We start from the raw sequence: 23,998 nt of genomic DNA on the forward strand, positions 1-23,998 counted from the left end.
CACGTCGCTCCTCGCTGTTGGACGAAATGCGCATGAATGAAAAACGGAGCCCGCAGGCTTCCAAGCCGCAAAATCCAGCCAAACCGTTCCTCGAGAACGAACGCCCGACGCTGAAGACAATTGCATTCATGACCGGTCTCGGTGTGACGACCGTTTCACGCGCTCTGAAGGACGCACCAGAAATCGGACCGGAAACGCGCAAGCGGGTGCAGTTAATCGCACGGCAGATCGGCTATCGCCCCAATCGTGCGGGTGTGCGACTTCGGACCGGCAAGACAAATGTCATTGCGCTCGTCCTGAATACGCAAGACGAGATCATGGGCTTTACCAGTCAGGTCATTCATGGTGTTGCGGATGTTCTGGCTGAAACGCAATACCATCTCATTCTTACGCCCTATTTCCATTCTCGGGCACCGATCGAGCCGATCCGATACATCGTTGAAACAGGTTCAGCCGACGGCATTATCTTCTCACGTACAGAACCGGACGATCAGCGCGTTCATTATCTGACGGAACACGATTTTCCATTTGCCACGCACGGTCGCACAGATGCGGGCGTCGAGCACCCGTTTCATGATTTTGACAATTTCACTTTCGCGCTGGATATGGTCGGAAAACTGTCCGCACGCGGACGAAAGCGGCTCGCTTTGTTGACCCCGCCCCCGCATCTCACCTATTACCGGCATATGGTAGGTGGGTTTTATGAAGGGTTGCGTGCTTTTCATTGCAGCGGATCGCCACTTGAGGGCGTTGATCTGGATACGCCGCTTGAGGACTTGCGGCAGCAAATTGCTCAATTGATGAAGAGACCTGATCGACCGGACGGTATCATCTGCTCCGGCAGTGCTGCGGCACTGGCAATCGTCGCCGGGGTCGAAGATGCCGGATTGAATATAGGCAATGAAGTCGATGTGGCAGCCAAGCAGTCGACGCAAATCTTGCACTGGTTTCGCCCGGGGTTGATTGTCGTCGAGGAGAGTTTCAAGCTCGCCGGGCAACAACTTGGTAAAGCCATCCTGGGCCGGATCAATGGTGTGGATGTCAGGTCCTTGCAGACCATCGGTTAAAATGGGCGGTTAAAAAATGGGCGGAGGCCACTCCGATCCCGCAAGATCGGAATAGCCTCCTATCGCTCGGGAGGAGCGATGCAAAGTCAGTTTGCCGCCCGCTTTTTTCTATTCTCTGCTGGCCGCAGTAAGGATTCTGCTGCGGTAATATCGAGTGCTTCCGGGCGAGTGCAGCGTGTTTCGATATCGATGAAACGCTTTTCTTCGCCCGACTTTAGAATAGCCAGCATGACATCGACCCCATGCAGTGCACGTTCCAGAGAACAACGCATATCGCGACCGTCGAGAATGGCAGCCGCCATATCTGCCAGACCCGCCGTCCTATAATTGGCCATCATACCTTGCGAATGCTGTTCATTGGCAATACCAAAAGGATGCTCCCAATTCTCGACAGGTTTAACCGGCTCACCTGGCTTTGCCAGTTGCACTTCCCCTCCAAAAAAGTTGGGATCCGGCAGATAGAGCGATCCTTCGGTGCCATACAGTTCCATATTCGCATGGCGGTGCGCCCAGACATCCCAACTCGCTGAAAGAGTTATTGTTGCCCCCTGTTCGAATTCCAGCAATGCGTGAATGGTTGTCGGTGTTTCTACCGGAATGGTTTCGCCGTTGCGCGGTTCCGAGCTGATCGTGCGAGTTGGTGTAGCCGCAGAAGTCAAAGCTGCAACACGCTTCACCGGCCCGATGAGATGGACGAGATTGGCGATGTAGTAGGGCCCAAGATCAAGGATCGGGCCGCCACCCTGCCGGAAGAAAAAGTCAGGGTTTGGATGCCAGTGCTCCATGCCATGGCTCATGACATGGCATGTGCCCGACGTGATGCGACCGACATTGCCGTTGTCGATCTCGCGGCGTGCCAACTGGTGTGCACCGCCAAGAAATGTATCGGGTGCACATCCCACTTTCAGATTGCGACCATCGGCAAGCGCCTTCAGTTCCAGCCCCTGTGCCATCGATAGAACCAGTGGCTTTTCCGAGTAAGCATGTTTGCCTGCAGCCAGAATCTGCATCGTAACGGCATAATGGGCATCGGGAACTGTCAAATTTACGACAATATCGATATCGTCATTCTGAAGTAGCTCATCAATAGTCTGCGCTTTTATGCCAAACTCTTCCGCACGCACATTGGCAGCGGCTGGATTAATGTCGGCGCAGGCCCTAATTTCGATACCTCGAAACATGGGAGACAGCCGCAAATAGGCTGCGGATATATTGCCACAACCAATAATGCCGACACCAAGTGTCTTGGTCATTTCGTTCTCCAACTCAGAAATTCGTGACAGTTTCGATGGAACGGCTCGCAAATCGGCTGTCATCCGATGGATTATCGTGTTCCATGATGAAATAGCGGGCAGCTGTCTTGCGCAAAGCCGCAAATAATGTGGCCCAATCGACAGTTCCGTGCCCGACATCTTCCCAACCGTCTTCGTCGATTTTTTCACCAATTGCAGCGATGTCCTTGACATGGACCGCAAGAATGCGGTCACCATAGCGCCCGATCCACTCCAGCGGGTCGGCACCACCTTTGATGATCCACGCAATATCCGCCTCCCATGCAAGATCGGGCGAAGCATCAAGAATATGCTCCTGTGGCACTGAACCATCAACCAAAGGACGGAACTCAAAATCGTGGTTGTGCCAGCCAAATGCATAGCCCGCCTTGCGATAAGGCTCCCCGGCTGCTGTCAGGCGCTTTCCGAACTCCTGCCAACCGGTAATGCTGTCCGGGCGGCGATCTGCCTCGAGATAAGGGCAGAAAATCGCCCTCATATCGGTGACCTTGGCAATTTCCAGAACGCGGTCTACTTCATTTTCCAGCATATCCAGACCAAAGTGTCCGGTAGGCATGGAGAGCCCCAAAGTGTCCAGGTCTTTCTTTAAGCGAACCGGATCACCGTAAATTCCGCCATAGCCTTCTACCCGGCGATAACCGAGATCACGCAGCATGGTGAGCGTGCGCTCCAACGGTTGGAAGTTGCGGGAGCTGTAAAGTTGATAGGAATAACCGTTCATGTCCTCATCCTTCAAACTCTGTCCTGATTTGTCTCGGGCTTTCCTGAGGTCAAAGCATCCCTGCGCGGCCCAAAGCGATCTTCGTGCCGTCCATTGAAAGCCAGTAGTTTCGCCTCTTCCAGGAGGCTCTTAAGGGGAGTGTTTTTCGCTATTCATCTAAAGCCTCTCCTCCGTTTGGGCATCGAAAAGTGATAGGGCGTCAGGTTTGAAACCGATCCTAACCTTCTCGCCTGCCCGATAGCGTTTACCGGCTTCCACTCGCGCGGATAGCGGATGACCGTTCAAGCGAAGCCAGACAAGGCTGTCGGCGCCCATCGGCTCGTCCAGATCGACGGTCGCTTCAAAGCCGTTTTCGACGTCAAGCCTGATATGCTCTGGACGAACACCAAGGATCGCCTTCTGTCCTGGCGCCAGCTTCCCGTCATATCCGTCGAGCCGCACAGCAGTCTCTCCGATATGGAATACGGGCTCGCTTTGTGTGACCGTAATTTCCCCGGAAAAGAAATTCATCGACGGCGAGCCGAGAAAACCTGCGACAAACCGGTTTTTCGGCCGATTATAGATCGTCAGCGGATCAGCCAATTGCTGGACCACCCCGCCCTTCATCACTGCAATACGATCCGCCAGCGTCAGGGCTTCTATCTGGTCGTGCGTGACATAGATCATCGTATTGCCAAGCTTCTGATGGAGGCGTTTGATCTCGACCCGCAGTTCTGAGCGCAATTTTGCATCAAGATTGGAAAGCGGTTCATCAAACAGAAACACATCGACGTCTCGTACCAGCGCACGGCCGATTGCGACACGCTGACGCTGACCGCCGGACAGCGCTGAAGGTTTACGCTGCAACAACGGTTCGATCTGGAGAATCTCGGCCGCACGTTTGATGCGCTTGTCGATCTCCGCTTTCGGCAGACCGGCGACGCGCAAACCGAAGGAAAGGTTCTTTTCTACAGTCATCTGCGGATAAAGCGCATAGGACTGAAACACCATGCCGATGCCGCGATCCTTCGGCTCTTCCCACGTAACGTTGCGTCCCTTGATGAAAATGCTGCCTTCGGAGATATTGAGAAGGCCCGCCACGCAATTGAGCAGTGTGGACTTGCCGCAGCCGGAAGGTCCAAGAAGCACGAGGAACTCACCCTCCCCGATTTCGAGATTGAGATTTTGCAGCACGTTGACCGAGCCGAAGCCGAGCGACAGGTCCTGGATGGAAACGCTTGAATTCATGAACTCATCCTTTCACTGCGCCAGCGGCGATGCCGCGAACAAAGTAACGGCCTGAAAGAAAGTAAACGAGCAGCGGCACAGCACCTGTGAGAATGGTGGCAGCCATATTGACGTTATATTCCTTCACACCCTGCATGGAGTTGACGATATTGTTTAGCTGGACAGTCATCGGAAAATTCTGCGTTCCCGCAAACACCACGCCGAACAGAAAGTCGTTCCAGATACCGGTCACCTGCAGAATAATCGCGACGACGAAGATCGGCAGCGACATGGGCAGCATGATCTGAAAGAAAATGCGCCAGAAACCGGCACCGTCCACACGGGCAGCCTTGAACAATTCCGGCGGCAAACCTGCAAAATAATTACGGAACAACAGCGTCAGGATAGGCATACCGAAGATGGTATGGATGAAGACAACGCCGGTCAGCGTGCCGAATATTCCAAGTTCGCGCGTAATGATAACGAGCGGATAGAGCATGACCTGATACGGAATGAATGCTCCGAACAGCAGGACTGAAAAGAAGATTTCCGATCCTTTGAACTTCCAGTTTGCCAGTGCATAACCGTTGACCGAAGCGATAGCGATGGAAACGATCACACTCGGCACGGTGATTTTGATGGAATTCCAGAAACCCGCGCTGATGCCTTCGCAATAGAGGCCAGTACAAGCTTGGCTCCATGCCTTGATCCATGGTTCGAATGTGATCTCGACTGGCGGTGAAAAAATATTGCCGAGCCGGATTTCAGGCATGCCTTTCAGAGATGTGACGACCATCACGTAGAGCGGCAGCAGATAATAGACCGCAGCAACAAACAGGACGCTGTAGAGCATGATGGTTGCAGGCGCAAAGCGTCGTTTCGGCTTGCGACCCCAAGGTTGCGATGCCGGCCTCGGCGCTGGGCGGATCTGGGTTGCTACAGCCTCATTTTCTGTTGGCATCTTCCTGTTCAGGACAGCTTCCGTCATCGGGCTTTCCTTCGGCTATATTCAAGCATCGTCCACGGAACGAGAATGATCAGAACAGTGGTCAGCATGACCGTGGAAGCGGCAAGACCCTGCCCCAGATTGGCCCAACCGAACATGAAGTCGTAGACATATTTTGCGGGTACTTCCGATGCGATGCCGGGACCGCCATTGGTCATGGCAACGACCAGATCATAAAGTTTGACGATGCCTGTCGCGATTAATACGACGGTCGTCACCAGAACTGGGCGCATCATCGGGAGGATAATGAAAAGATAGGTTTTCCATTTAGGAATGCCGTCAACGCGTGCAGCTTTCCAGATTTCATCGTCAACATTACGCAACCCCGCCAGCATCAAAACCATGACCAGACCCGTCATCTGCCAGAGCCCGGCAATGACAATGGCATAGATGACGAAGGTGCGGCTCGACAGGATGGCCATCTGGAAATTGTCGAAGCCGATATCCCGAATGACCTTCTCCAGACCAAGCTGCGGATTGAATATCCACTGCCAGACGAGACCTGTCACAATGAACGACAGGGCATAGGGATAAAGGAAGATCGTGCGAAACGTATTTTCAAAGCGGATTTTCTGATCCATCAGCGCTGCGAGCACAAACCCCATCACAAGCGAGAATCCCATGCAGAGGATGCCATAGATCGCCAGATTGCGGACCGACACGTGCCAGCGGGTTGCGGAAAACAGGCGCATATATTGGTCGAATCCGATAAAGTTCCATGTCGGCAGCGATTTGGAAGATGTGAAGGAATAGAAGACCGTCCAGAGCGTGCACCCTATAAAGACCACGAGAACGGTCGCGATCATCGGAATCGCTGCAACCTTCGCATTGAGATTGCGAAATATTCCCGGTGGCTTGCGCTGAATGCCTTCGCCCATAACGGCCATAATGTTTCTCCCTGTCCCGGCTTTCGGGAAGTCTTGCACCGTCGTCCTCATCGACGGCGCAAGAGCTGAACGAGACTATTGTGCCTGTTCAATGATCTCCGCAAAACGTTCCTGAATATCATCGACTGTCATATCGGGATTGGAGAAAAACTCGGCTGCCAGGCTTTCGATCTGCCCCTGCGTATCCGGTGCACGCAATTGTTCCACAGACGGGACGATATTGTCCGGATTCTTCAGAATATCGATACCCGCACGCATGCAACTTGAAGCTGCATCAAGATCAACATCTCCACGGATTGGAAGCGAACCCTTGGCAAGGTTGAAAGCAACCTGCGTCTCCTTGGAAACGAGCATGCTTGCCAGCTTGAGCTGCGCCTTGGTAACTTCCGGATCTTTATTCTTTGGGAAGTAGATCGCGTCACCGCCGGTATCAAGATACTGGTGAATACCAAGACCGGGCAGGCAGTCATAATCCTTGCCTGCAACCTTGCCCGCAGTACCAAATTCGCCCTGCGCCCAGTCGCCCATAATCTGAGTACCTGCGCGACCGGTCAGCACCATATTGGTTGCCTCGTTCCATGAACGACCGACATAACCCGGATCGGCTAGTGATCGCGCCTCTGCCAGAGCTTCGAAGACCTTTTTCATTTCCGGGCCACGTGCTGCCTCGGCATCCTTATCCTTATTCACCTTCAGATAGAGGTCTTTACCGCCAATTGCGGTTGTCAGAACGGTCAGCATGCCGTTCACCTGCCAACCATCGCCGGTTGCTAACGGCACGATGTTTTTTTCCTTGAGCTTGGGACCGGCAGCGACAAGATCATTCCAGTTTTTCGGCGGCTCGGCTCCAGCATCACGGAATGCCTGCGGATTAATCCACATCCACTCCCAAGAGTGAATATTCAAGGGTACGCAATAAAGACGCCCCTCATAAGTGCAGGATTCCAGAAGACTCTTCGGGCGAATGAATTCAGCCCAACCTTCCTTCTCTGCAAGCTCTGTCAGATCAGCCATCAAGCCACCCTGTACCAACTCTTCGGCCTGCCGTCCGTGATTGAGTTGGGTGGCTCCCATGGGATTGCCGCCGAGAATACGACTGATAATGATCGGGCGCGCAGTAGAACCGCTACCGGCAATAGCGCCATCAACCCATTTGTCACCGCCTAGCGCATCATACTTTTCGGCCAGCACCTTGACCGCAGCAGCTTCGCCGCCAGATGTCCACCAATGCGTGACTTCCAGATCGGCCGCGGAAACCGACCCGGTCATTGTTAACGTTGTCATAGCCAGACAAACGGATGCGGCAAGTATTTTTACTCTTCCAGACAACATTTCATATCCTCCCAAATCTGAAACGTTACAGGTATGGTATTCTAAATGGTTTTTCTTGCAAGCCCTTAATTCTCGACATCACCGATTTAGTAGATCGATACAAGATAATTCATTGAATTAACTAATTTTTCTGGAGTTTTGATTTTTTATGTAAATGTGCTTTCTTACACTTCATCTCCATAGAAATTGATTAACGAGTATCGATTTTCTTTGAATCTGTAACGTTACAGATCGCAACTATATGCCAACAAAAAGGGCACCCATAGGGATGCCCTTCTTACATAATTCAGAATACGTTTGGATCAGGCTGCCTTACTCACCAAACCATGCGGATCGAGAACGAACTTTTTCGCGGCGCCCTGATCGAAACTCTCATAGCCTTTCGCCGCGTCCTCAAGCGAAATGACCTGAGCGTTAACAACTTCCGCGATGTTCAGACGCCCATGGAGAATAGCCTGCATCAACTGGCGATTATACTTCAGCACTGGTGTCTGGCCTGTATGGAATGACTGCGCCTTTGCCCAGCCAAGACCGAAACGAAGTGACAGACTGCCTTGTTTCGCAGCATTATCGACCGCACCTGGATCCTCGGTGACGTAGAGTCCCGGAATGCCGATAGCACCAGCCGGGCGGGTTATCTCCATCATCTGGTTCAGCACGACCGCTGGTTGCTCGCCACCGCTATGGCCCCGCGCCTCGAAACCGACAGCATCGATAGCGCTATCGACTTCATTGCTTCCTGTGACCTCTGCAATCATGTCACCTAGACGATCACCTGCCGAAAGGTCGATAGGCTCGAAGCCCACCTTCCGCGCATGATCGAGGCGCTCTTTATTGAAATCACCGATCATGACGACTGCAGCACCCAGAATACGTGCGGATGCTGCCGCGGCAAGACCGACCGGCCCTGCGCCCGCCACATATACAACCGAACCGACCCCGACGCCAGCCTTGACTGCACCGTGAAAGCCAGTCGGCAAAATGTCGGACAGCATGGTCAGGTCGCGGATTTTTTCCATCGCCTGCTCCCGATCAGGAAACTTCAGCAGATTGAAATCGGCATAGGGAACCATAACATAGCGGGCCTGTCCGCCAATCCAGCCACCCATATCAACATATCCGTAAGCACCGCCGGCACGTGATGGATTAACCGTCAGGCAAACGCCTGTGTCTTGTGTTTTACAGCAGCGGCAGCGTCCGCAAGCGACATTGAACGGCACCGATACGATGTCGCCCACATCGAGCATCTCGACATCGCTACCCTTTTCGATGATTTCACCTGTGATCTCATGTCCAAGTACAAGGCCCGGCATTGCTGTGGTGCGTCCGCGAACCATATGCTGGTCCGAGCCGCAAATATTGGTCGAAATTACCTTTAGTATAACGGCGTGCCCCAGCTTCCGCCCGTCCGGTGCCGCTAACGCTGGGTCTTCAATATCGCGCACTTCGACTTTGCCGGGTCGCAAATAAACGACGCCACGGTTCCTGCTCATGTCTACCTCCTCCAGGTCGAACAACACTGACAGATTTCAAACAATGCAATGATCGATAGTTCCCGGGCATATATTGAAAACACCCGCTCGAAGGAGGTTACAGACTGAAAGCAAGCAGCTCAGTCTCAATCGCGACACGTCTCATTCTAATTGACCTTGGGATGATGGAGTGCAGCATCCTCAGTGTATAGGGAGTTTCGTGTGCCCTTCACCTTCATCGAAAATGAAGGCTGGACCGACAACACGTACATTGCGGTCAGTTATGGGCGCAAAAGAGGTTGTCGAAACACTGGCATCCTCATTGCGGGCGGGGCGTGTATCCGGCATCGGAACAACGACGTTCTTGAACGCGCGACCCCCTCTGTTACTAGCGCGTAACTCGCTAATCTTGCCGACATAACCGGCCCAGTCGCATTTCCTGAAATCACTGCCACCCTGATAGTTAAAGGCCGTGGGCAACTCGATATAGGGCCTGCCGCTGGAAACTGAGACCATATCCGCAGTCTCACCATTCGGATCGCTCAAAATATAAAGATCGACATTCTCGCCCTGACAAATGAAGCGACATTGCGCCATTGCTTCTGTCACATTGTCGGATTTCTGAAATTGCGAATGCGGGGCCGGAAACAGATAGCCATCCGACAGGCGTACACAATAAGTCAAAGCACCTTTGATACCGTTAGGTACCCATGGTTTATTGTTCGTGGCAACGGACAAGGCTTTCGGTCGATCAAGTTTCACTTTTGTAGTTTGACTGGCTGCCGGTTGTTCAGCGCATGACCGAGAAGAAAGCGAACTGGATGAAAGCTGCCGCTGGATTTCGGCAATGCGTTGCGCAAGGTCACGACACGGATTGAAGAAACCTCCACGTCCATCGTCTCCCTTACAACCACGACTACGTTCCATCGCACGCAGCGCTGAAAGTTGGCGTTGCGTCATCAGATCCGCTGCACCGGCTGCTCGCGTACAGGACGCGGCAGCCAACTGCGGATAACAAAACAGTCCAATCAAAAGCAGTAAGGCGAAAGATTTTGCCACAATCAACACCTTTGAAACCTATGAATCCAGACCATTATCTTGCCGACAAGAGGTGAAGAGGCCTTTCCATTTCTGAACTCCCGCGCTTGGAATTCAGCACTTTATCCGGGTCCATTTCCGATACCAAAGCAGCCAGCGCCAGCCGCAGATAAAGAGGCGCGTCCGTGCGATCAATCGCTTTCAGCGCAACTCGCGAAATACCGAGAGAGTGGGCCAGCTCCTGCTCGGACGTGTTCAGGGATGCACAGATTCTCGCGAGCTTTTCATATGCGCGTCTACCCATTACCGTTGTTCCCTCCTCTGTAATTGGCGATCAGTTTCGACAGCCATTGTCTTTACCATTTTATGTTCAGCCCCAAATTACCTTCCCATATCCGGCTGCGCTCGCCACCAAGATTGGTCGTGTAGTCCGCTGTCGCAAACAGACTGGCTTTCTCGGTAATATCTAAAGTCAGCCCGCCCCCCAGTTCTAGCGAAGTGCCTTTGAGGTCGGTTACAATCGGATCGGTGGCAAAACGCACGGACTGGTCTGATGAAAAGTTCTGCCAGAGATTGGCTTTCAGATATGGCCGTAGTTTTCCGACCGTTGTATCCTGTTTGCCCTGCAGTCTGAACCCGATACGTCCAGTCCACGCATCGTCTGTATCAAACGATACCGAAGAATATCGATCAGCCTGATCGTCAAGCGAGAGACGCTGCCAGATCAACTGCGCCTGCGGCTCCAGTGTCCAGCTTTCGCTCAGAGCGATAGGATACCCGCCTTCAAGCGAAGCCGTAACCCCATGCCCGTGGAGATCGATACTCTGACCTTCATTCGAGGTCGCATCTCCACCGAACCAGGTTCCCATAAGTATGGCGTCGAGATACCAGCCTTGCGGCCCGACATGAGTCCAATATCCGCCGAAACTCGTACCTGTAACTTCCAGATCACCGACAGCGAGATCGTTCCATCCCAGCGCTTGCCCGGTGACGTCGCCAGCAGCACGGGCATAACCGAAGAATAGACCAAACCGGTCAAAATGTCCGCCATCGGTTTCGCGGCCCAGAATATCCTGTCCAGCCTGAATACCAAAGAGCTTTCCGTCAAGCCCTGGAGCGACCGTACCTTTCCATTTCATGTCGATGTCTTGTCCGAAAACTCTGGCCCAGCTTGAAGGCAGGTATCCGGCGGCTTCTAGCAAATCTTGTTCACCGCGACGTTCATGGAAGGTGCCCAGAGTGGAGAGAGCCAGATGATGCGCGACAGGTGGCAAAGCCGAATAAACCGGCACTTCCACACGATAGAGCGGTATAACGTCGCCCTTCACCCGCGTCGCTCCCGGCGAAGGCGGAACTGCGCCATCAAAGGGAAGTGCAACATCCCGTTGCTGCCCCGTTGTGTTGTCAGGAGGGTTGGGTGCTTCAGCCGACACTGGGGGCGGAGGTGCGTCAGGCGCGGGAGATTCTTCAGTTACAGGAGTTGATGTATCGTCGGGATTTCCTTCATTGGGGTCGACGGGCAACACCGCTGGCGGTTGTTCAAGCGCAGGTGGCGGCGCGGTTGCTTCTGGCTCTTCCGGCGCGACAGCGGTTCCATCCGTCGCAGCGGGTGGCTCGCTTCCGCGCACCAACGTGGATCTCAGATACCAGTTCTCGGTCGTGTTCGCCGATACACCACCCCTGAACAGAAAATACTCGTAAGCACCGGCTGCCGCACGACCATTCAGCGAGAACGCATTCTGACTGGTGGAGCCACCATTCAGCGCCTCCACGACCATGATACCGTCCGCATTCGTTGCGGCACCTACCCCACCAACATTCGTCACAGCAATACTGGTGCTGCCTGATGCAACACCTGTATCGATCACGAGTTTATCAGAAGGCGAATTATCGGAACCGAGAACAGTATCGACAAACAAAAGGCCGTTCTGCCCGACATAGTTGCCCTTGATCGTAAATGCGTCGGCGGTACTCATCCCATCGTTGGTGAGATCAATACGCCCAGCGTTGAAAACATTGGCTAACTGACCAGCAGTGAAGGGATTCACACCGCTCTTTGTGGCACCACCATAAACAGTACTCGTTGCATCGATACTGAGCGTTCCCGTTCGGGTTCCAGCATCGCCGAGTGTAAGAGCATTGTCGAATACGAGCCGCGTGTCATTGGTAAGGTTGATTGTCTCCCAGCTATCGAAACGGGCGACGTTTCCGGTTTTTACATTGCTGAATGTGAGGACATCACTCCCCTCACCACCGGTAAGCTGTTTGGTCGCGCCTATATTGGCATCCGTCAGATTGGCAAAAACAGCAGTATCGTTATCTGGGCCGAGGTCGATCTTCCCATAGATTATGCCACCGCCATTCCATGAGAACTGGTCATGACCGAAGCCGAGCAGAACATCGCCCGCAACCGTGCCACCCGTCATCGTTACACTATCGGTTCCGCTACTGATGCTTACATTGCCGCCAATCATCCCCCCCGAAACGATAACCGTATCGTTGCCGAGCCCGGCGATCAGGTTACGGTCAATCGTTCCGCCAGACATGTTGAAATAATTATTGTCGAGCTTGAGATTGACGCGCCCAATACGGCCATCCGTCATGACAGCATAATCGCCGTCATCAAACGCATCGACGATCCGCCCGCCCGACATGAAAAAACGGTCGTAACCATTGCCCTGATTAAGCGAGCCAATCTCGCCGCCCGTTATCTGGAACTCGTCTATATCGTTTCCCTGACGAACATTGCCTGTAACGCTTCCACCCGAGATGAGAAAACTATTAAGACCGTCGCCCTGATTGACACTACCCACAATCGAACCGGAATGGACCTCCACTCGATCTACACCGGAGCCGAAGGTAACATTTCCATTCAGGATTCCCGTTCCTCCGGTCGGCAAAAGCAACGTATTGTTACCATTGAGGTCCGTAAGGCCGCCGGGTGACGTGCCACTATTACAAATGAATGTATCGTCGCCAAGTGTCGGCGAAAACGAACATGCGGCAGCGGCCGGAGTGCTGTGCAGCAAAACCGCGCCCAGCGATATCACCGCTGTACTGGATAAAAAATGGAACGCGCACAGACCGGTGTTGCGGCGATGCATTGAAACCCCTCAGCTACCTGCGATACGTTACTCGCAACAATAGAAGGGCATTTTCTTCCATTAGGCAACGCAAAATATCAGACAAAAACTGAAACTACTTCTGTTAAAAGAAAGATAACCAAGAAAACAAAGCAAACCCATCGACTGACCCAATATGATGTCCACTCCTGTTGAGTAAATCAGATTTAGATATATTTTAATGCATAAGCCACGAATTTTATTAAGAAAATCGCTCCAATTCCCGTGAATAGGGGGATGCTTGCATGTATGGTTTTTACAATCAAAGATTGAATAGTCCTTATAAAATCAAACAATGGTTGCTACGCATCGCAGATTTCAAAATGGGGAAAATATTAACTTTATCTCAGAGAAACCTGCCTACTGGCAGTGCTTAAGCTCCTCTTGACCCAAAACCGAAGAAGCAGATTGATTGAAGCATAAAATCACCGCAGATTCGTTGGCGAGTTGGGTGGTAGTAATATGGCGAGCAAAATGGACCTGATCAGAATTCGACCGTTCCAGACAGATGACGCGGAAGGTGTTTTTAAGGTAATTCTGCCTATACAACAACACGAGTTCGACATCCCTATCACCGCAGGAGATCAACCGGACCTGCGAGACGTGGATGGCTTTTATCGTCAGGGAAACGGTGAATTCTGGGTAGCAGAACTCGATGGCCGCATCATCGGCACCATAGGCCTCAAGGATATCGGGAAAGGTCAAGCAGCTTTGCGAAAAATGTTTGTTGCCGAACCTTATCGTGGTCCCCGGTTCGGTATAGCGCAGAAGCTGCTTGCTGCGCTCATTTCACATGCACGCGAACAATCCGTTGCCAAGATATCGCTTGGAACGACTGACAGGTTTCTGGGCGCTCATAGATTTTATGAGAAGAACGGTTTCTGCGAAATAGCCCGCACAGACCTCCCGGAAAGTTTTCCCATCATGGCAGTCGATACAAAATTCTATGCGATGGAACTATCCTGACGCGGGCGAATGCGTCTGAAACCGCGGGAATTCGAACGCGCGCCACCACTCGCATAGCTGTGCGAGCAGCTTCTACGAAACCATACCTATGCTCAGAAATCGTCCCTGTGTCGGATGGATTGTAGATAGGCATAGGCTGTGCCCAAAAGCACGGGCACGATCACCAAAGCGGTCCAGAATAGAATGTTGCTCATCTCTGCCCTCCCTCCCACGGTGCGTAGCGATGTGCGTTCTGCATCTCTGCATGTTCTATTCTAACACGTAAACAGCCGCTTTGTTCCGGATTATTAATGATGGATTAACGATCATGTTCATCCGGAAGGACGAATATTGCTACAAGCCAGTCAATGAATACCCTGACGCGCGGAGACAGTTGGCGATCACGCGGATATACAACAGATACGGGTGATGAGCTTGGTGGATAGGCGGCGAGTATCTGCACCAATTTTCCATCAGCGACATGCCTCATCGCATGGTAACGGGGTATCTGGATAATGCCGAGCCCTAGACAGGCCGCCGCTGTGTAACTTTCAGCGGCATTGACTGAAACTAAGGCCGGTATCATGACCGTTTTCAGCATGCCGTCGATCGTGAACTCCAGTGGCATGCGCGCCGTACTGCCGCTGGCTCGAAACCCAACCATCCGATGGCCATCAGCCAGTTGGTCTGGATGTCCGGGTTCTCCAAATTGCGCCATATAGGAAGGAGACGCGACGGTGACCTCATCGAGTGTTGTAACGCGTCTTGCTATCATATCGCTGTCCTGCAATGTGCCGACCCGCAATACGCAATCAATGCCTTCCCGAACCGGATCGACGAACCGGTCCCCTTCGGTCATATAAAATTCAATCTCTGGATATTTTTCCAAAAAGGCTGGCAGTTCCGGCAGCAAAAAATGGCGCGCAAGCGTGCCCTGCACATCCACGCGCAGCAGGCCCCTGGGTATTGCTCCAGAAAATCCACCCTCCGCGTCTTCGACATCGGCGAGAATTTTTATGCAGCGTTGATAATAGGCCTGGCCGTCAAGCGTTGGATTGACGTGGCGAGTGGTTCGGAGGAACAGCCGTACGCCCAATCGCTTTTCAAGCTGTTTGATCGCGTCCGTGACTGTCGAACGCGGAATCCCCAGGTCTTCAGCAGCCAGAGTGAAACTGCGTCGTTCCAATACGCGGGTGAACACCCGCATCGCGTCAAACCTGTCCATCTGATTGTTCGCTATTTCCGGATAATAATAACAAATCATGCCCGATTAAACGCCCCCGGAAAAGTGCGATCATTCTGTCGGTTATAAAAAATCTGACTGACCAAATGGAGCAGACAATGTCCGATATGAAAAACAGAGTTGCCATCGTCACGGGAGCATCGCGTGGTATCGGCGCGGCCATTGCCGAAAGACTGGGCCAGGACGGCTTTACCGTTATCGTCAACTATGCAGGTAACGCCGCTCTTGCCGATGCGGTGGTTAGCAAGATCGAGGCTTCGAGCGGCATTGCACGTGCAATACAGGCAGATGTCGCGGACCCTGCCGCAGTAAAGAGAATGTTCGATGCTGCCGAATCCGCTTTTGGCAGCGTGGATGTCCTCGTCAACAATGCCGGCATTATGGCCCTGTCACCTATTACCGCAACTGAAGATGCTGATTTCGACAATCTCGTTTCCGTCAACCTCAAGGGGACCTTCAATACCATGCGGGAGGCTGGCAAACGCCTTCCTGACAATGGACGTATCATCAATTTTTCCACCACTGTCGTCGGCTTGAAACTGGAAAATTACGGTATCTACGCCGCAACTAAGGCTGCAGTTGAAACGCTGACAGCAATCATGGCCAAGGAAATGCGCGGTCGAAACATCACCGTCAATGCGGTTGCGCCCGGCCCCACCGCCACCGATCTCTTTCTGAATGGCAAGTCCGAAGAACTGGTCGCACGCATGGCTAAGATGAGCCCGCTCGAGCGTTTGGGCACGCCGGAAGATATTGCCGGTGTGGTCGCATTCCTGGCTGGACCGGATGGCGCCTGGGTGAATGGCCAGACAGTGCGTGCCAATGGTGGTATCATCTGAAACACCGGATACGCTCTGCGACGCATGTATCTCGCAGAGCGTACTTTTCCCTAAGTTTATCCTGATAGTATTAGATATCCGCTATTCGCCTTGACAGTTTGTCGCGGTGAGGCTTCACATGAACCGGTTTCTATTCGCCTTTCTAATAGAATTGGAAAGGGCACCGGTCGTCGTGAGGGGATGCAAATGCGTATTGGTTTTAACTGGCTTTTCTGGGCCTTTGCAGTCGCCGTCTGCCTGTCGGCAGGTCCGCATAGCACACAAGCCGCCGAAACCCGACGAATAGAGATCACCAAAGATAGTGATTACTTCGGTTTCGACTTGCGCACAGAAAAGAATGTCTCGCTTGACCAATGCAAAAGCACCTGCCTCGGTGACAATGCTTGCGGGGCCTTCACTTATAATCCGAAGGTAAAATGGTGTTTTCTCAAGTCGGATTTCAACACCCTCAACCATTCTGTCGGTTCCATTGCCGGCAAGGTTGTGACGCAGTCTGCTGCTGCCCGCGAAGCTGAAGATATTGGTACCCCGCCTTCGATCTCTTTCTTTGCCGCCAATCTGATTGACGAAGCCCGTCGCCTGAAAAAGGAGCTCACCTCACCTGACAGCGCTGATGGGCTGAGCACGTTGAAAAGCGAAGCCGCCACTGCTGCTCTCAATGGCGATCCGCGCACGGCGATGGAAAAGTTTCGGTTAGCGGCAGGCATTTCGTCGGACGAAAGCGACATCTGGGCCGGATATGCGCTTTCAGTAATTGCTACCGAGCCATCCAATGGTCAGGAACGCGCAAAATTTCAGCGCGATGCGACGTCGGCCTCGTGGTTTGCCTACCAGACTTCACGCACCAAGGACGAGCGTGCGCAAGCGCTTGCCGTCATGGCGCAGGCACTCGAAAAGCGCGATGCATCGCGCCCGGCTTTGCAGGCCTATGAAGCGAGCCTTGATCTCGTCAATTCCGCATCCGTTCGTGCAGCCTATGAAGATCTGAAAGCCCGCAAAGGCTTCCGCATCATCAACAACACCGTTGATAACGACAATGCCGTTCCGCGTATCTGCGCGCAGTTCTCGGAAGAGCTGGTCAAGAGCGGCGTTGACTATTCGAGCTTCGTCAAGCTCGATAATGGTTCACCACAGGCGGTTGAGGCCAAGGATCGCCAGATCTGTATCGAAGGTCTGGAACATGGCCGCAATTATACGGTGACGTTCCGTCAGGGCCTGCCATCGGCTGTGGGTGAAGTGCTGCCAGCCCCGGTTAATCTTTCGATCTATGTGCAGGATCGTGCGCCATCCGTGCGCTTTACCGGCGACAGCTTCGTGCTGCCTGCCAAGGCACGTCGCGGCATTCCGCTGGTTAGCGTCAATCTCGATGCGGCCAAGGTCAAGCTGTACCGTGTTGGCGACCGTTCGCTGGCACAGCTTCTCTCCGGCTATCAGTTCCTGCGCCAGCTCGACAGCTACGACATCAGCACGGTTTCCGAACAGATGGGGGCGCCTGTCTGGGAAGGTGAGATCGAGGTTGCAGGCAATGAGCTGAACAAGGAAGCGACAACCAGCTTCCCGGTCGATGAAGCGCTGCCGGAACGCAAACCCGGCGTTTATGTGCTGACCGCCGAGCCGCTGGTTCAGAAGTCCGATGATGAATATGGCACCAAGGCAACGCAGTGGTTTGTCGTTTCCGACATCGGCCTTTCGACTTATACCGGACAGGACGGCATCAATGTGTTTGCCCGTTCGCTGGAAAGCGCAGAGCCGCTTAAAGGCGTGAAGCTGATGCTGCTTGCACGCAACAATGAAGTGCTGGGCGAAGCGACCACCGACAGCGATGGCCGGGCGACGTTTACGCCGGGACTGACACGCGGCACAGACGGCATGGTGCCAGCGGTGCTGATGGCAAGTCAGCATGATGAGGATTTCACATTCCTCGATATGGCGCGCGCCGGTTTCGATCTTTCCGATCGTGGTGTGACGGGCCGTGCCGTGCCGAAAGCGCTTGATCTTTATGCATGGACAGAGCGCGGTATCTACCGCGCGGGCGAAGTTGTGCATGTAGGCGCGCTTGCGCGTGACGACACCGCAACCGCAATTGATGATCTACCGCTCACCTTCATCTTCACGCGTCCCGATGGCGTGGAAGATCGCCGTCTTGTTTCCGACAGCAAACTGGCCGGTGGTCATGCCATCGACCTGACCTTGCCGTCGAACGCCATGCGCGGCACCTGGAATGTTTCGGTCTATACCGATCCCAAGCAGCCAGCGATTGCCACGCAGATGTTCCTGGTTGAAGATTTCGTGCCGGACCGGATCGAGTTCGATCTGACGTCTGACAAGCCGGAAATCGCTGTTGGCGAAACCGCCAATATCACCGTCGACGGTCGTTTCCTCTATGGTGCGCCTGCCGCCGGTCTTGCGCTTGAAGGCGAAGTCACGCTTTCGACCAAGCGTCAGTGGGACCGCTTCAAGGGCTATTATTTCGGCCTCGCCGATGAAGAACAGGGCGAAGCCACGCGCCTGCCGCTCGATGGCCTGTCAAAAGTCGATGACAACGGCAAGGCGACTTTCCCGGTTACAATCGATGAAATGCCGTCAACAACGCGCCTCGTAAATGCAGCCGTGACCGTTCGTATGCGCGAAACCGGTGGTCGTGCGGTTGAGCGTAAGATCGATGTGGCCATTCAGCCGGAAACCGATCTCATCGGCATTCGCCCGGATTTTGCTGGCGATGAAGTTCCGCAGGGCGGAACTGCAAAGTTCAGCCTGATCGCCTCTGACAGCAAGGGTGATCGCAAGGCGCTTGATGGCGCACAATGGTCGCTGGTCAAGATCGAGCGTAATTATCAGTGGTATCGCAGTGGCAACAGCTGGAACTACGAACCAGTGACTTTCACCAAGGCGATTGCCAACGGCAAGATTGACCTTACAACCGATGGCGAGGCTGAAATCAGTCTGCCGGTCGATTGGGGTCGTTACCGTCTGGAAATCGAAACAGCTGATGCTTCGGGCCCGGCCACAAGCTATGAATTCGATGCAGGCTGGTTTGTCAGCTCAACCTCGACCGAAACGCCGGACGGGCTCGAAATCGCGCTCGACAAGGAACATTATGCGGTAGGTGACACGGCAGAACTGAAAGTGTCCCCACGTTTTGCAGGTGAGCTGCTCATCACCATTGGTGCGGAGAAGCTGCTCAAGACAATCACCGCAAGCGTGCCGGAAGGTGGCACGACCATCGATATTCCGGTAGGTGAGGATTGGGGTGCGGGCGCCTATGTTACGGCAACGCTGTTCCGACCGGGTGAGGCTATTGAAAGCCGTATGCCAGCGCGTGCGATTGGTCTTAAATGGCTGAAAGTCGATCCTGCCGACAAGCAGCTTGCTGTCAAGCTGACCCCGCCTGAAAAGATCACGCCGCGTTCCACACTTTCCATCCCGGTTTCGGTTGAAAATGCGGGTGGCGAGCAGGCATATGTCATGGTGGCAGCGGTCGATGTCGGCATTCTTAATCTGACACGCTATCAGCCGCCGAACCCTGAAAACTGGTTCTTCGGCCAGCGTCAGCTGGGCCTTGAAATGCGCGATATGTATGGTCGCCTGATCGACGGTTCGCTCGGCGTCACCGGCAAGCTGCGCACAGGTGGCGATGGTGGCAATATGGCAGCGGAAGGCCGCCCGCCCACCGAAAAGCTGGTTGCGCTGTTCTCCGGCCCTGTTGAACTCGACAGCGACGGTAAGGCAACAATCACTTTCGACATACCGCAGTTCAACGGCACAGCGCGCGTCATGGTCGTAGCATGGACCAAGAAGGCTGTTGGCCATGCGGTGACCGATGTTATCATCCGCGATCCTGTGGTGATCACCGCTGGTCTGCCACGCTTCATGGCCCCTGGCGATCAGGCCAATATCCGCTTCGATATTGCCAATACGGATGCACCAGACGGCGATTATCGTGTGAGCCTTGAGACCACCGATAATCTCGGTGTCGAGGTTGGCTCCTATCCTGAAAGCATCGCGCTTAAAGGTGGCAAACGACAGTCGATCACCGTTCCGCTCAATGCTGTGGCAACGGGTGCCGGTGGTGTGACGATCCGGCTTTCCAACGATGCAGGTCTCAATGTTGAACAGGCTTTGGCATTGCCGGTGCGTCCGGTCGATCTGCCGGTCACGAGCCGCCATGTCGTCAATCTCACGGCCAATGGCGGAAGTGTGAGAGTCGATAGCGGCCTTCTGTCTGAAAGCCTGCTTGATGGTGCTTTTGTCAGCGTTGGCGTGACGCGAAGTGCGGCATTTGATGTGCCAGCTTTGTTGATGGCGCTCGACCGCTATCCTTATGGCTGCACAGAGCAGACCACCAGCCGCGCACTGCCGCTACTTTATTTGAGCGAAATGGCTGCAGGTACGGAAGCGGCAGCGGGTCTGGAAAGTCAGGAAGAACTTAAAAAGCGCGTACAGGACTCCATCTTCCGCGTGCTCAACAACCAGTCTTCGAGTGGTTCGTTTGGCCTCTGGTCGCCGGGATCGGGTGATCTCTGGATGGACGCCTATGTGACCGACTTCCTGACGCGTGCCCGCGAAAAGGGCTATGACGTGCCGCGGCAGGCGATGCTGTCCGCACTTTCTAATCTGCAAAATGCGCTCGGCTATACCACCGACGTCAAGGAACGCGGCAACGACATTGCCTATGCGCTCTATGTTCTGGCACGCAACAAGAAGGCTTCTGTTGGCGATCTGCGTTACTTTGCCGATACCCAGCTTGAAAACTTTGCAAGCCCGATGGCCATTGCCCAGCTCGGTGCAGCACTTGCCCTTTATGGTGATCAGCCGCGCTCTGAACGCGTGTTCAATGCGTCGCTCCAGCTCGCAACCAGCCAGTCCAGCTACGACTATAATCGCTCCGATTATGGTTCGCCGCTGCGTGATGGCGCGGCAATGCTGGCTCTTGCTTCGGAAACCAAGCCTGCGCCGAAAGTGCTGCCGTCGCTGATTATGCTGGTCGAGTTCCAGCGCGAAAAGGCACGTTATCTCAGCACGCAGGATCAGGCGTGGATGCTGCTTGCAGCACGCGGGCTTCAGGATGACAATGGCGCAATCAGCCTCGACATCAATGGCACAGTGCATCAGGGCGCGTTCTCCGAGCGTCTCAATGGTGCAGCCCTTGAAACACAGCCGCTGGTCGTCACCAACAAGGGTCAGGGTTCGGTTGATGCGGTCGTCACGGCTGTTGCAGCACCTGCTCAGTCGCTGCCTGCGGGTGGAGAAGGTTTCAACATCGAGCGCACTTATTATACGCTTGATGGCGAGCCGGCCAATGTCACCGGGGTCAATCAGAATGAGCGCTATGTTGTTGTTCTGAAAATCGACGATCTGCAGGAATGGCAGTCGCGTCTGCTTGTGACCGATCTGCTGCCAGCTGGTTTCGAGATCGACAATCCGGGCCTTGTTTCTAGTGCCGATCTTGGCAATTTCCCTTGGCTTGAAAGCACACAGGCAGCGCATCTCGAATTCCGCAATGATCGTTTTGTGGCCGCTTTCGATCGCTCTGCAGGCGAGAAGAAGCCGATCACACTGGCTTATGTGGTGCGTGCGGTGACGCCGGGTCTTTACACCCATCCGGCGGCAACGGTTGAGGACATGTATCGTCCGCAATTTGCAGCGCGCACGGCGACAAGCATGATGGAGGTGGCTGCACCGTAAGCCATGATCCCGAAAAGTGGGAGCCGGTTTTCGGGCAAGATCATGGCTAAACAAATGAAAAGGCGTTGGAAAATAGCGATTGGGGGTGCCGCGTTTCTCGGCATCGCTGCACTCGGAACCGTGGTCGGGCTTGACTGGCTCGACCGCGCCTATCCTCCGCCTTTGCCGGAACGGCTGACCATTTCCACCGAAGTTATGGATCGCGACGGCGCTTTGCTGCGTGCCTATGCAACGCCGGACGGCTATTGGCGTTTGAATACCCGCATCGAAGATGTCGATCCGAAATTCGTGAAAATGCTGATCGCCTATGAGGACAAGCGTTTCTACGATCATGGCGGCATTGATTTCACGGCGCTTCTTCGGGCCGCGTATCAGCTTGCAGGGAGCCGCCGTATTGTTTCGGGCGGCTCCACACTTTCCATGCAGCTTGCCCGGCTGATCGAGCCGCGCGAAAGCCGCAGCTTCGGCTCCAAGTTCCGGCAGCTGGCGCGTGCAGTCCAAATAGAGCGACGGCTGAGCAAATCTGAAATTCTCGAACGTTATCTAACACTCGCGCCCTATGGCGGCAATCTGGAAGGCGTACGGTCGGCATCACTAGCCTATTTTGGCAAGGAGCCACTGCGCCTCACCATATCGGAAGCGGCATTGCTTGTGGCTCTGCCGCAATTGCCGGAGCGTCGCCGCCCGGATCGCGAGATGGAGAACGCGGTTGCCGCGCGGGATCGCGTTCTAAAACGCATGGTTTCGTCTGATGTTTTCACAAGCGAAGAAGCCGAGCGTGCATCGCGTGAGCGCATATCCGCTACGCGTCATCCCTTGCCTTCATTGGCCGCTCACTTTGCCGATCTCGCTTTGAAACAGGCACCGACCGAGGCCCGGCATCAGCTGACGCTTAAGAAGTCGGTGCAGGCTGGGCTTGAAGTTGTGGCACGCGAAGCTGCTGCCAAGCTTGGGCCAAAAGTATCGGTCGCCATGGTGTTGGCCGACAGTCGCAACGGCAATATCTTAGGTGAGGTTGGCTCCGCTGATTATTTCGACGGCAAGCGGCAGGGGTGGATCGATATGACCCGTGCCGTGCGCTCGCCGGGTTCCACGCTCAAGCCCTTCATCTATGGGCTGGCCTTCGAGCAGGGACTGGTTGCGCAGGAAACCATCATCGAGGACCGCCCGCAGGATTTTGCAGGCTATCGTCCGCACAATTTCGATATGAGCTATCAGGGCGATGTCAGCATCCGTCAGGCGCTGCAAATGTCGCTGAATGTGCCGACCATCAGCCTGCTCGATGCAATTGGTCCTGCACGGCTCACCACGCGAATTCGACAGGCGGCGGTCAATTTGCAATTGCCGAAAGGTGAAGCGCCTGGGCTGGCTATCGGCCTTGGTGGCGCGGGCATCAGCCTGCGCGATCTGGTGCAGCTTTATACCGGGCTTGCCAATGGCGGGCGAGGAGCTGCCCTTCGTGACGGCACCGAAGGCTCAGAGCCTGTGCAGCCGTCAGCTCCTATTTTGAGCGAGCAGGCATCGTGGCAGATTGGGAATATTCTGGCCGGTGTCGTGCCGCCGCAAGGCGCGAAACGCCTCGGCCTCGCTTACAAGACCGGCACGTCCTATGGATATCGTGATGCTTGGTCGGTCGGTTATGACGGGCGTTATGTGCTGGGTGTCTGGGTCGGGCGAGCCGATGGTGGCTCGGTGCCGGGCCTTGCCGGTTATGTTTCGGCAGCGCCCATTCTGTTTGAAGCCTTTGTGCGTTCAGGCGTTGCGTCAGTGCCGCTGCCGCGTGCGCCTGCTGGCGCATTTCGGACAGCACGCGCCGATCTTCCTGTGACGCAGATACGTTTTTCGTCTGCACGCGATCCACTGCCGGTTCTCAAAGCCACGATTGAGCCAGCACCGCGCATCGTGTTTCCACCTGATGGCGCGCATGTCGAACTGAAAGCCCTGACCGACAATGCATCGCCGTTGGTGCTTAAATTACAGGGCGGGCGCGCACCGTTTCGCTGGCTTGCCAATGGCAAACCAATTGCCGAGCTTGAGCGACGGCGAACAGCCAACTGGCAGCCGGACGGAACCGGCTATTCAACATTGACCGTGGTTGACTCTGCCGGACGAGCTACCAGCGTCAACATTTTTGTAGAATAGC

At 54.3% G+C, this 23,998-nt stretch carries 16 protein-coding genes; 5 read left to right on the forward strand and 11 right to left on the reverse strand.

Annotated features, from left to right (window positions below; translation table 11 throughout):
- Nucleotides 1-32: 32 nt before the first annotated feature.
- Nucleotides 33-1,067 (forward strand): LacI family transcriptional regulator, encoded by a 1,035-nt coding sequence (locus tag ACYSN1_RS16135; RefSeq protein ID WP_461726613.1) that lies wholly within the window; start codon nucleotides 33-35, stop codon nucleotides 1,065-1,067.
- An 86-nt stretch (nucleotides 1,068-1,153) separates the two neighbouring features.
- On the opposite strand, the gene ACYSN1_RS16140 is transcribed toward ACYSN1_RS16135, so the two are convergent.
- The 10 genes from ACYSN1_RS16140 to ACYSN1_RS16185 all read right to left on the reverse strand — a co-directional run bounded on the left by ACYSN1_RS16140 (nucleotide 1,154) and on the right by ACYSN1_RS16185 (nucleotide 13,125).
- Entirely contained in the window at nucleotides 1,154-2,320 is a 1,167-nt protein-coding gene (locus tag ACYSN1_RS16140) for a Gfo/Idh/MocA family protein (RefSeq protein ID WP_461726614.1), read from the reverse strand.
- Nucleotides 2,321-2,333: 13 nt separating this feature from the next.
- Nucleotides 2,334-3,080 carry a sugar phosphate isomerase/epimerase family protein gene (locus ACYSN1_RS16145; RefSeq protein WP_461726615.1) on the reverse strand — a complete coding sequence of 249 codons (747 nt, stop codon included), beginning with the start codon at nucleotides 3,078-3,080 and terminating at the stop codon, nucleotides 2,334-2,336.
- Nucleotides 3,081-3,236: 156 nt separating this feature from the next.
- Nucleotides 3,237-4,307 (reverse strand): ABC transporter ATP-binding protein, encoded by a 1,071-nt coding sequence (locus tag ACYSN1_RS16150; RefSeq protein ID WP_461726616.1) that lies wholly within the window; start codon nucleotides 4,305-4,307, stop codon nucleotides 3,237-3,239.
- Between the two features lie 4 nt (nucleotides 4,308-4,311).
- A complete protein-coding gene (locus tag ACYSN1_RS16155; protein ID WP_461726639.1) occupies nucleotides 4,312-5,247 on the reverse strand; it encodes a carbohydrate ABC transporter permease in 936 nt (311 codons plus the stop codon).
- 23 nt (nucleotides 5,248-5,270) lie between these two features.
- The gene (locus ACYSN1_RS16160) at nucleotides 5,271-6,179 is read right to left on the reverse strand and encodes a carbohydrate ABC transporter permease (protein WP_461726617.1); all 909 of its coding nucleotides are present in this window, start codon (nucleotides 6,177-6,179) and stop codon (nucleotides 5,271-5,273) included.
- Nucleotides 6,180-6,254: 75 nt separating this feature from the next.
- Nucleotides 6,255-7,511 carry an ABC transporter substrate-binding protein gene (locus ACYSN1_RS16165; RefSeq protein ID WP_461726618.1) on the reverse strand — a complete coding sequence of 419 codons (1,257 nt, stop codon included), beginning with the start codon at nucleotides 7,509-7,511 and terminating at the stop codon, nucleotides 6,255-6,257.
- Between the two features lie 302 nt (nucleotides 7,512-7,813).
- On the reverse strand, nucleotides 7,814-9,004 hold the full coding sequence (fdhA, locus tag ACYSN1_RS16170; RefSeq protein WP_461726619.1) for a formaldehyde dehydrogenase, glutathione-independent: 1,191 nt from the start codon (nucleotides 9,002-9,004) through the stop codon (nucleotides 7,814-7,816).
- A 180-nt stretch (nucleotides 9,005-9,184) separates the two neighbouring features.
- On the reverse strand, nucleotides 9,185-10,042 hold the full coding sequence (locus ACYSN1_RS16175) for a DUF2865 domain-containing protein (protein WP_461726620.1): 858 nt from the start codon (nucleotides 10,040-10,042) through the stop codon (nucleotides 9,185-9,187).
- 34 nt (nucleotides 10,043-10,076) lie between these two features.
- Nucleotides 10,077-10,325: a hypothetical protein gene (locus ACYSN1_RS16180; protein WP_461726621.1), complete on the reverse strand. Its 249-nt coding sequence runs from the start codon at nucleotides 10,323-10,325 to the stop codon at nucleotides 10,077-10,079.
- A gap of 52 nt (nucleotides 10,326-10,377) precedes the next feature.
- Complete coding sequence (locus ACYSN1_RS16185; RefSeq protein ID WP_461726622.1) at nucleotides 10,378-13,125, reverse strand: autotransporter family protein; 2,748 nt, start codon at nucleotides 13,123-13,125, stop codon at nucleotides 10,378-10,380.
- A gap of 492 nt (nucleotides 13,126-13,617) precedes the next feature.
- On the opposite strand from ACYSN1_RS16185, the gene ACYSN1_RS16190 reads away from it, so the two are divergent.
- Nucleotides 13,618-14,109: a GNAT family N-acetyltransferase gene (locus ACYSN1_RS16190; protein ID WP_461726623.1), complete on the forward strand. Its 492-nt coding sequence runs from the start codon at nucleotides 13,618-13,620 to the stop codon at nucleotides 14,107-14,109.
- A 298-nt stretch (nucleotides 14,110-14,407) separates the two neighbouring features.
- Here ACYSN1_RS16190 and ACYSN1_RS16195 read toward each other — a convergent pair whose 3' ends face one another.
- A complete protein-coding gene (locus ACYSN1_RS16195; RefSeq protein ID WP_461726624.1) occupies nucleotides 14,408-15,313 on the reverse strand; it encodes a LysR family transcriptional regulator in 906 nt (301 codons plus the stop codon).
- Nucleotides 15,314-15,429: 116 nt separating this feature from the next.
- On the opposite strand from ACYSN1_RS16195, the gene ACYSN1_RS16200 reads away from it, so the two are divergent.
- The 3 genes from ACYSN1_RS16200 to pbpC all read left to right on the forward strand — a co-directional run bounded on the left by ACYSN1_RS16200 (nucleotide 15,430) and on the right by pbpC (nucleotide 23,997).
- Nucleotides 15,430-16,170 (forward strand): SDR family oxidoreductase, encoded by a 741-nt coding sequence (locus tag ACYSN1_RS16200; protein ID WP_461726625.1) that lies wholly within the window; start codon nucleotides 15,430-15,432, stop codon nucleotides 16,168-16,170.
- A gap of 180 nt (nucleotides 16,171-16,350) precedes the next feature.
- Nucleotides 16,351-21,855: an alpha-2-macroglobulin family protein gene (locus ACYSN1_RS16205; RefSeq protein WP_461726626.1), complete on the forward strand. Its 5,505-nt coding sequence runs from the start codon at nucleotides 16,351-16,353 to the stop codon at nucleotides 21,853-21,855.
- Between the two features lie 54 nt (nucleotides 21,856-21,909).
- The gene (pbpC, locus tag ACYSN1_RS16210; protein WP_461726627.1) at nucleotides 21,910-23,997 is read left to right on the forward strand and encodes a penicillin-binding protein 1C; all 2,088 of its coding nucleotides are present in this window, start codon (nucleotides 21,910-21,912) and stop codon (nucleotides 23,995-23,997) included.
- Nucleotide 23,998 lies beyond the last annotated feature (1 nt).

Source organism: Brucella sp. LJL56, from assembly GCF_054871705.1.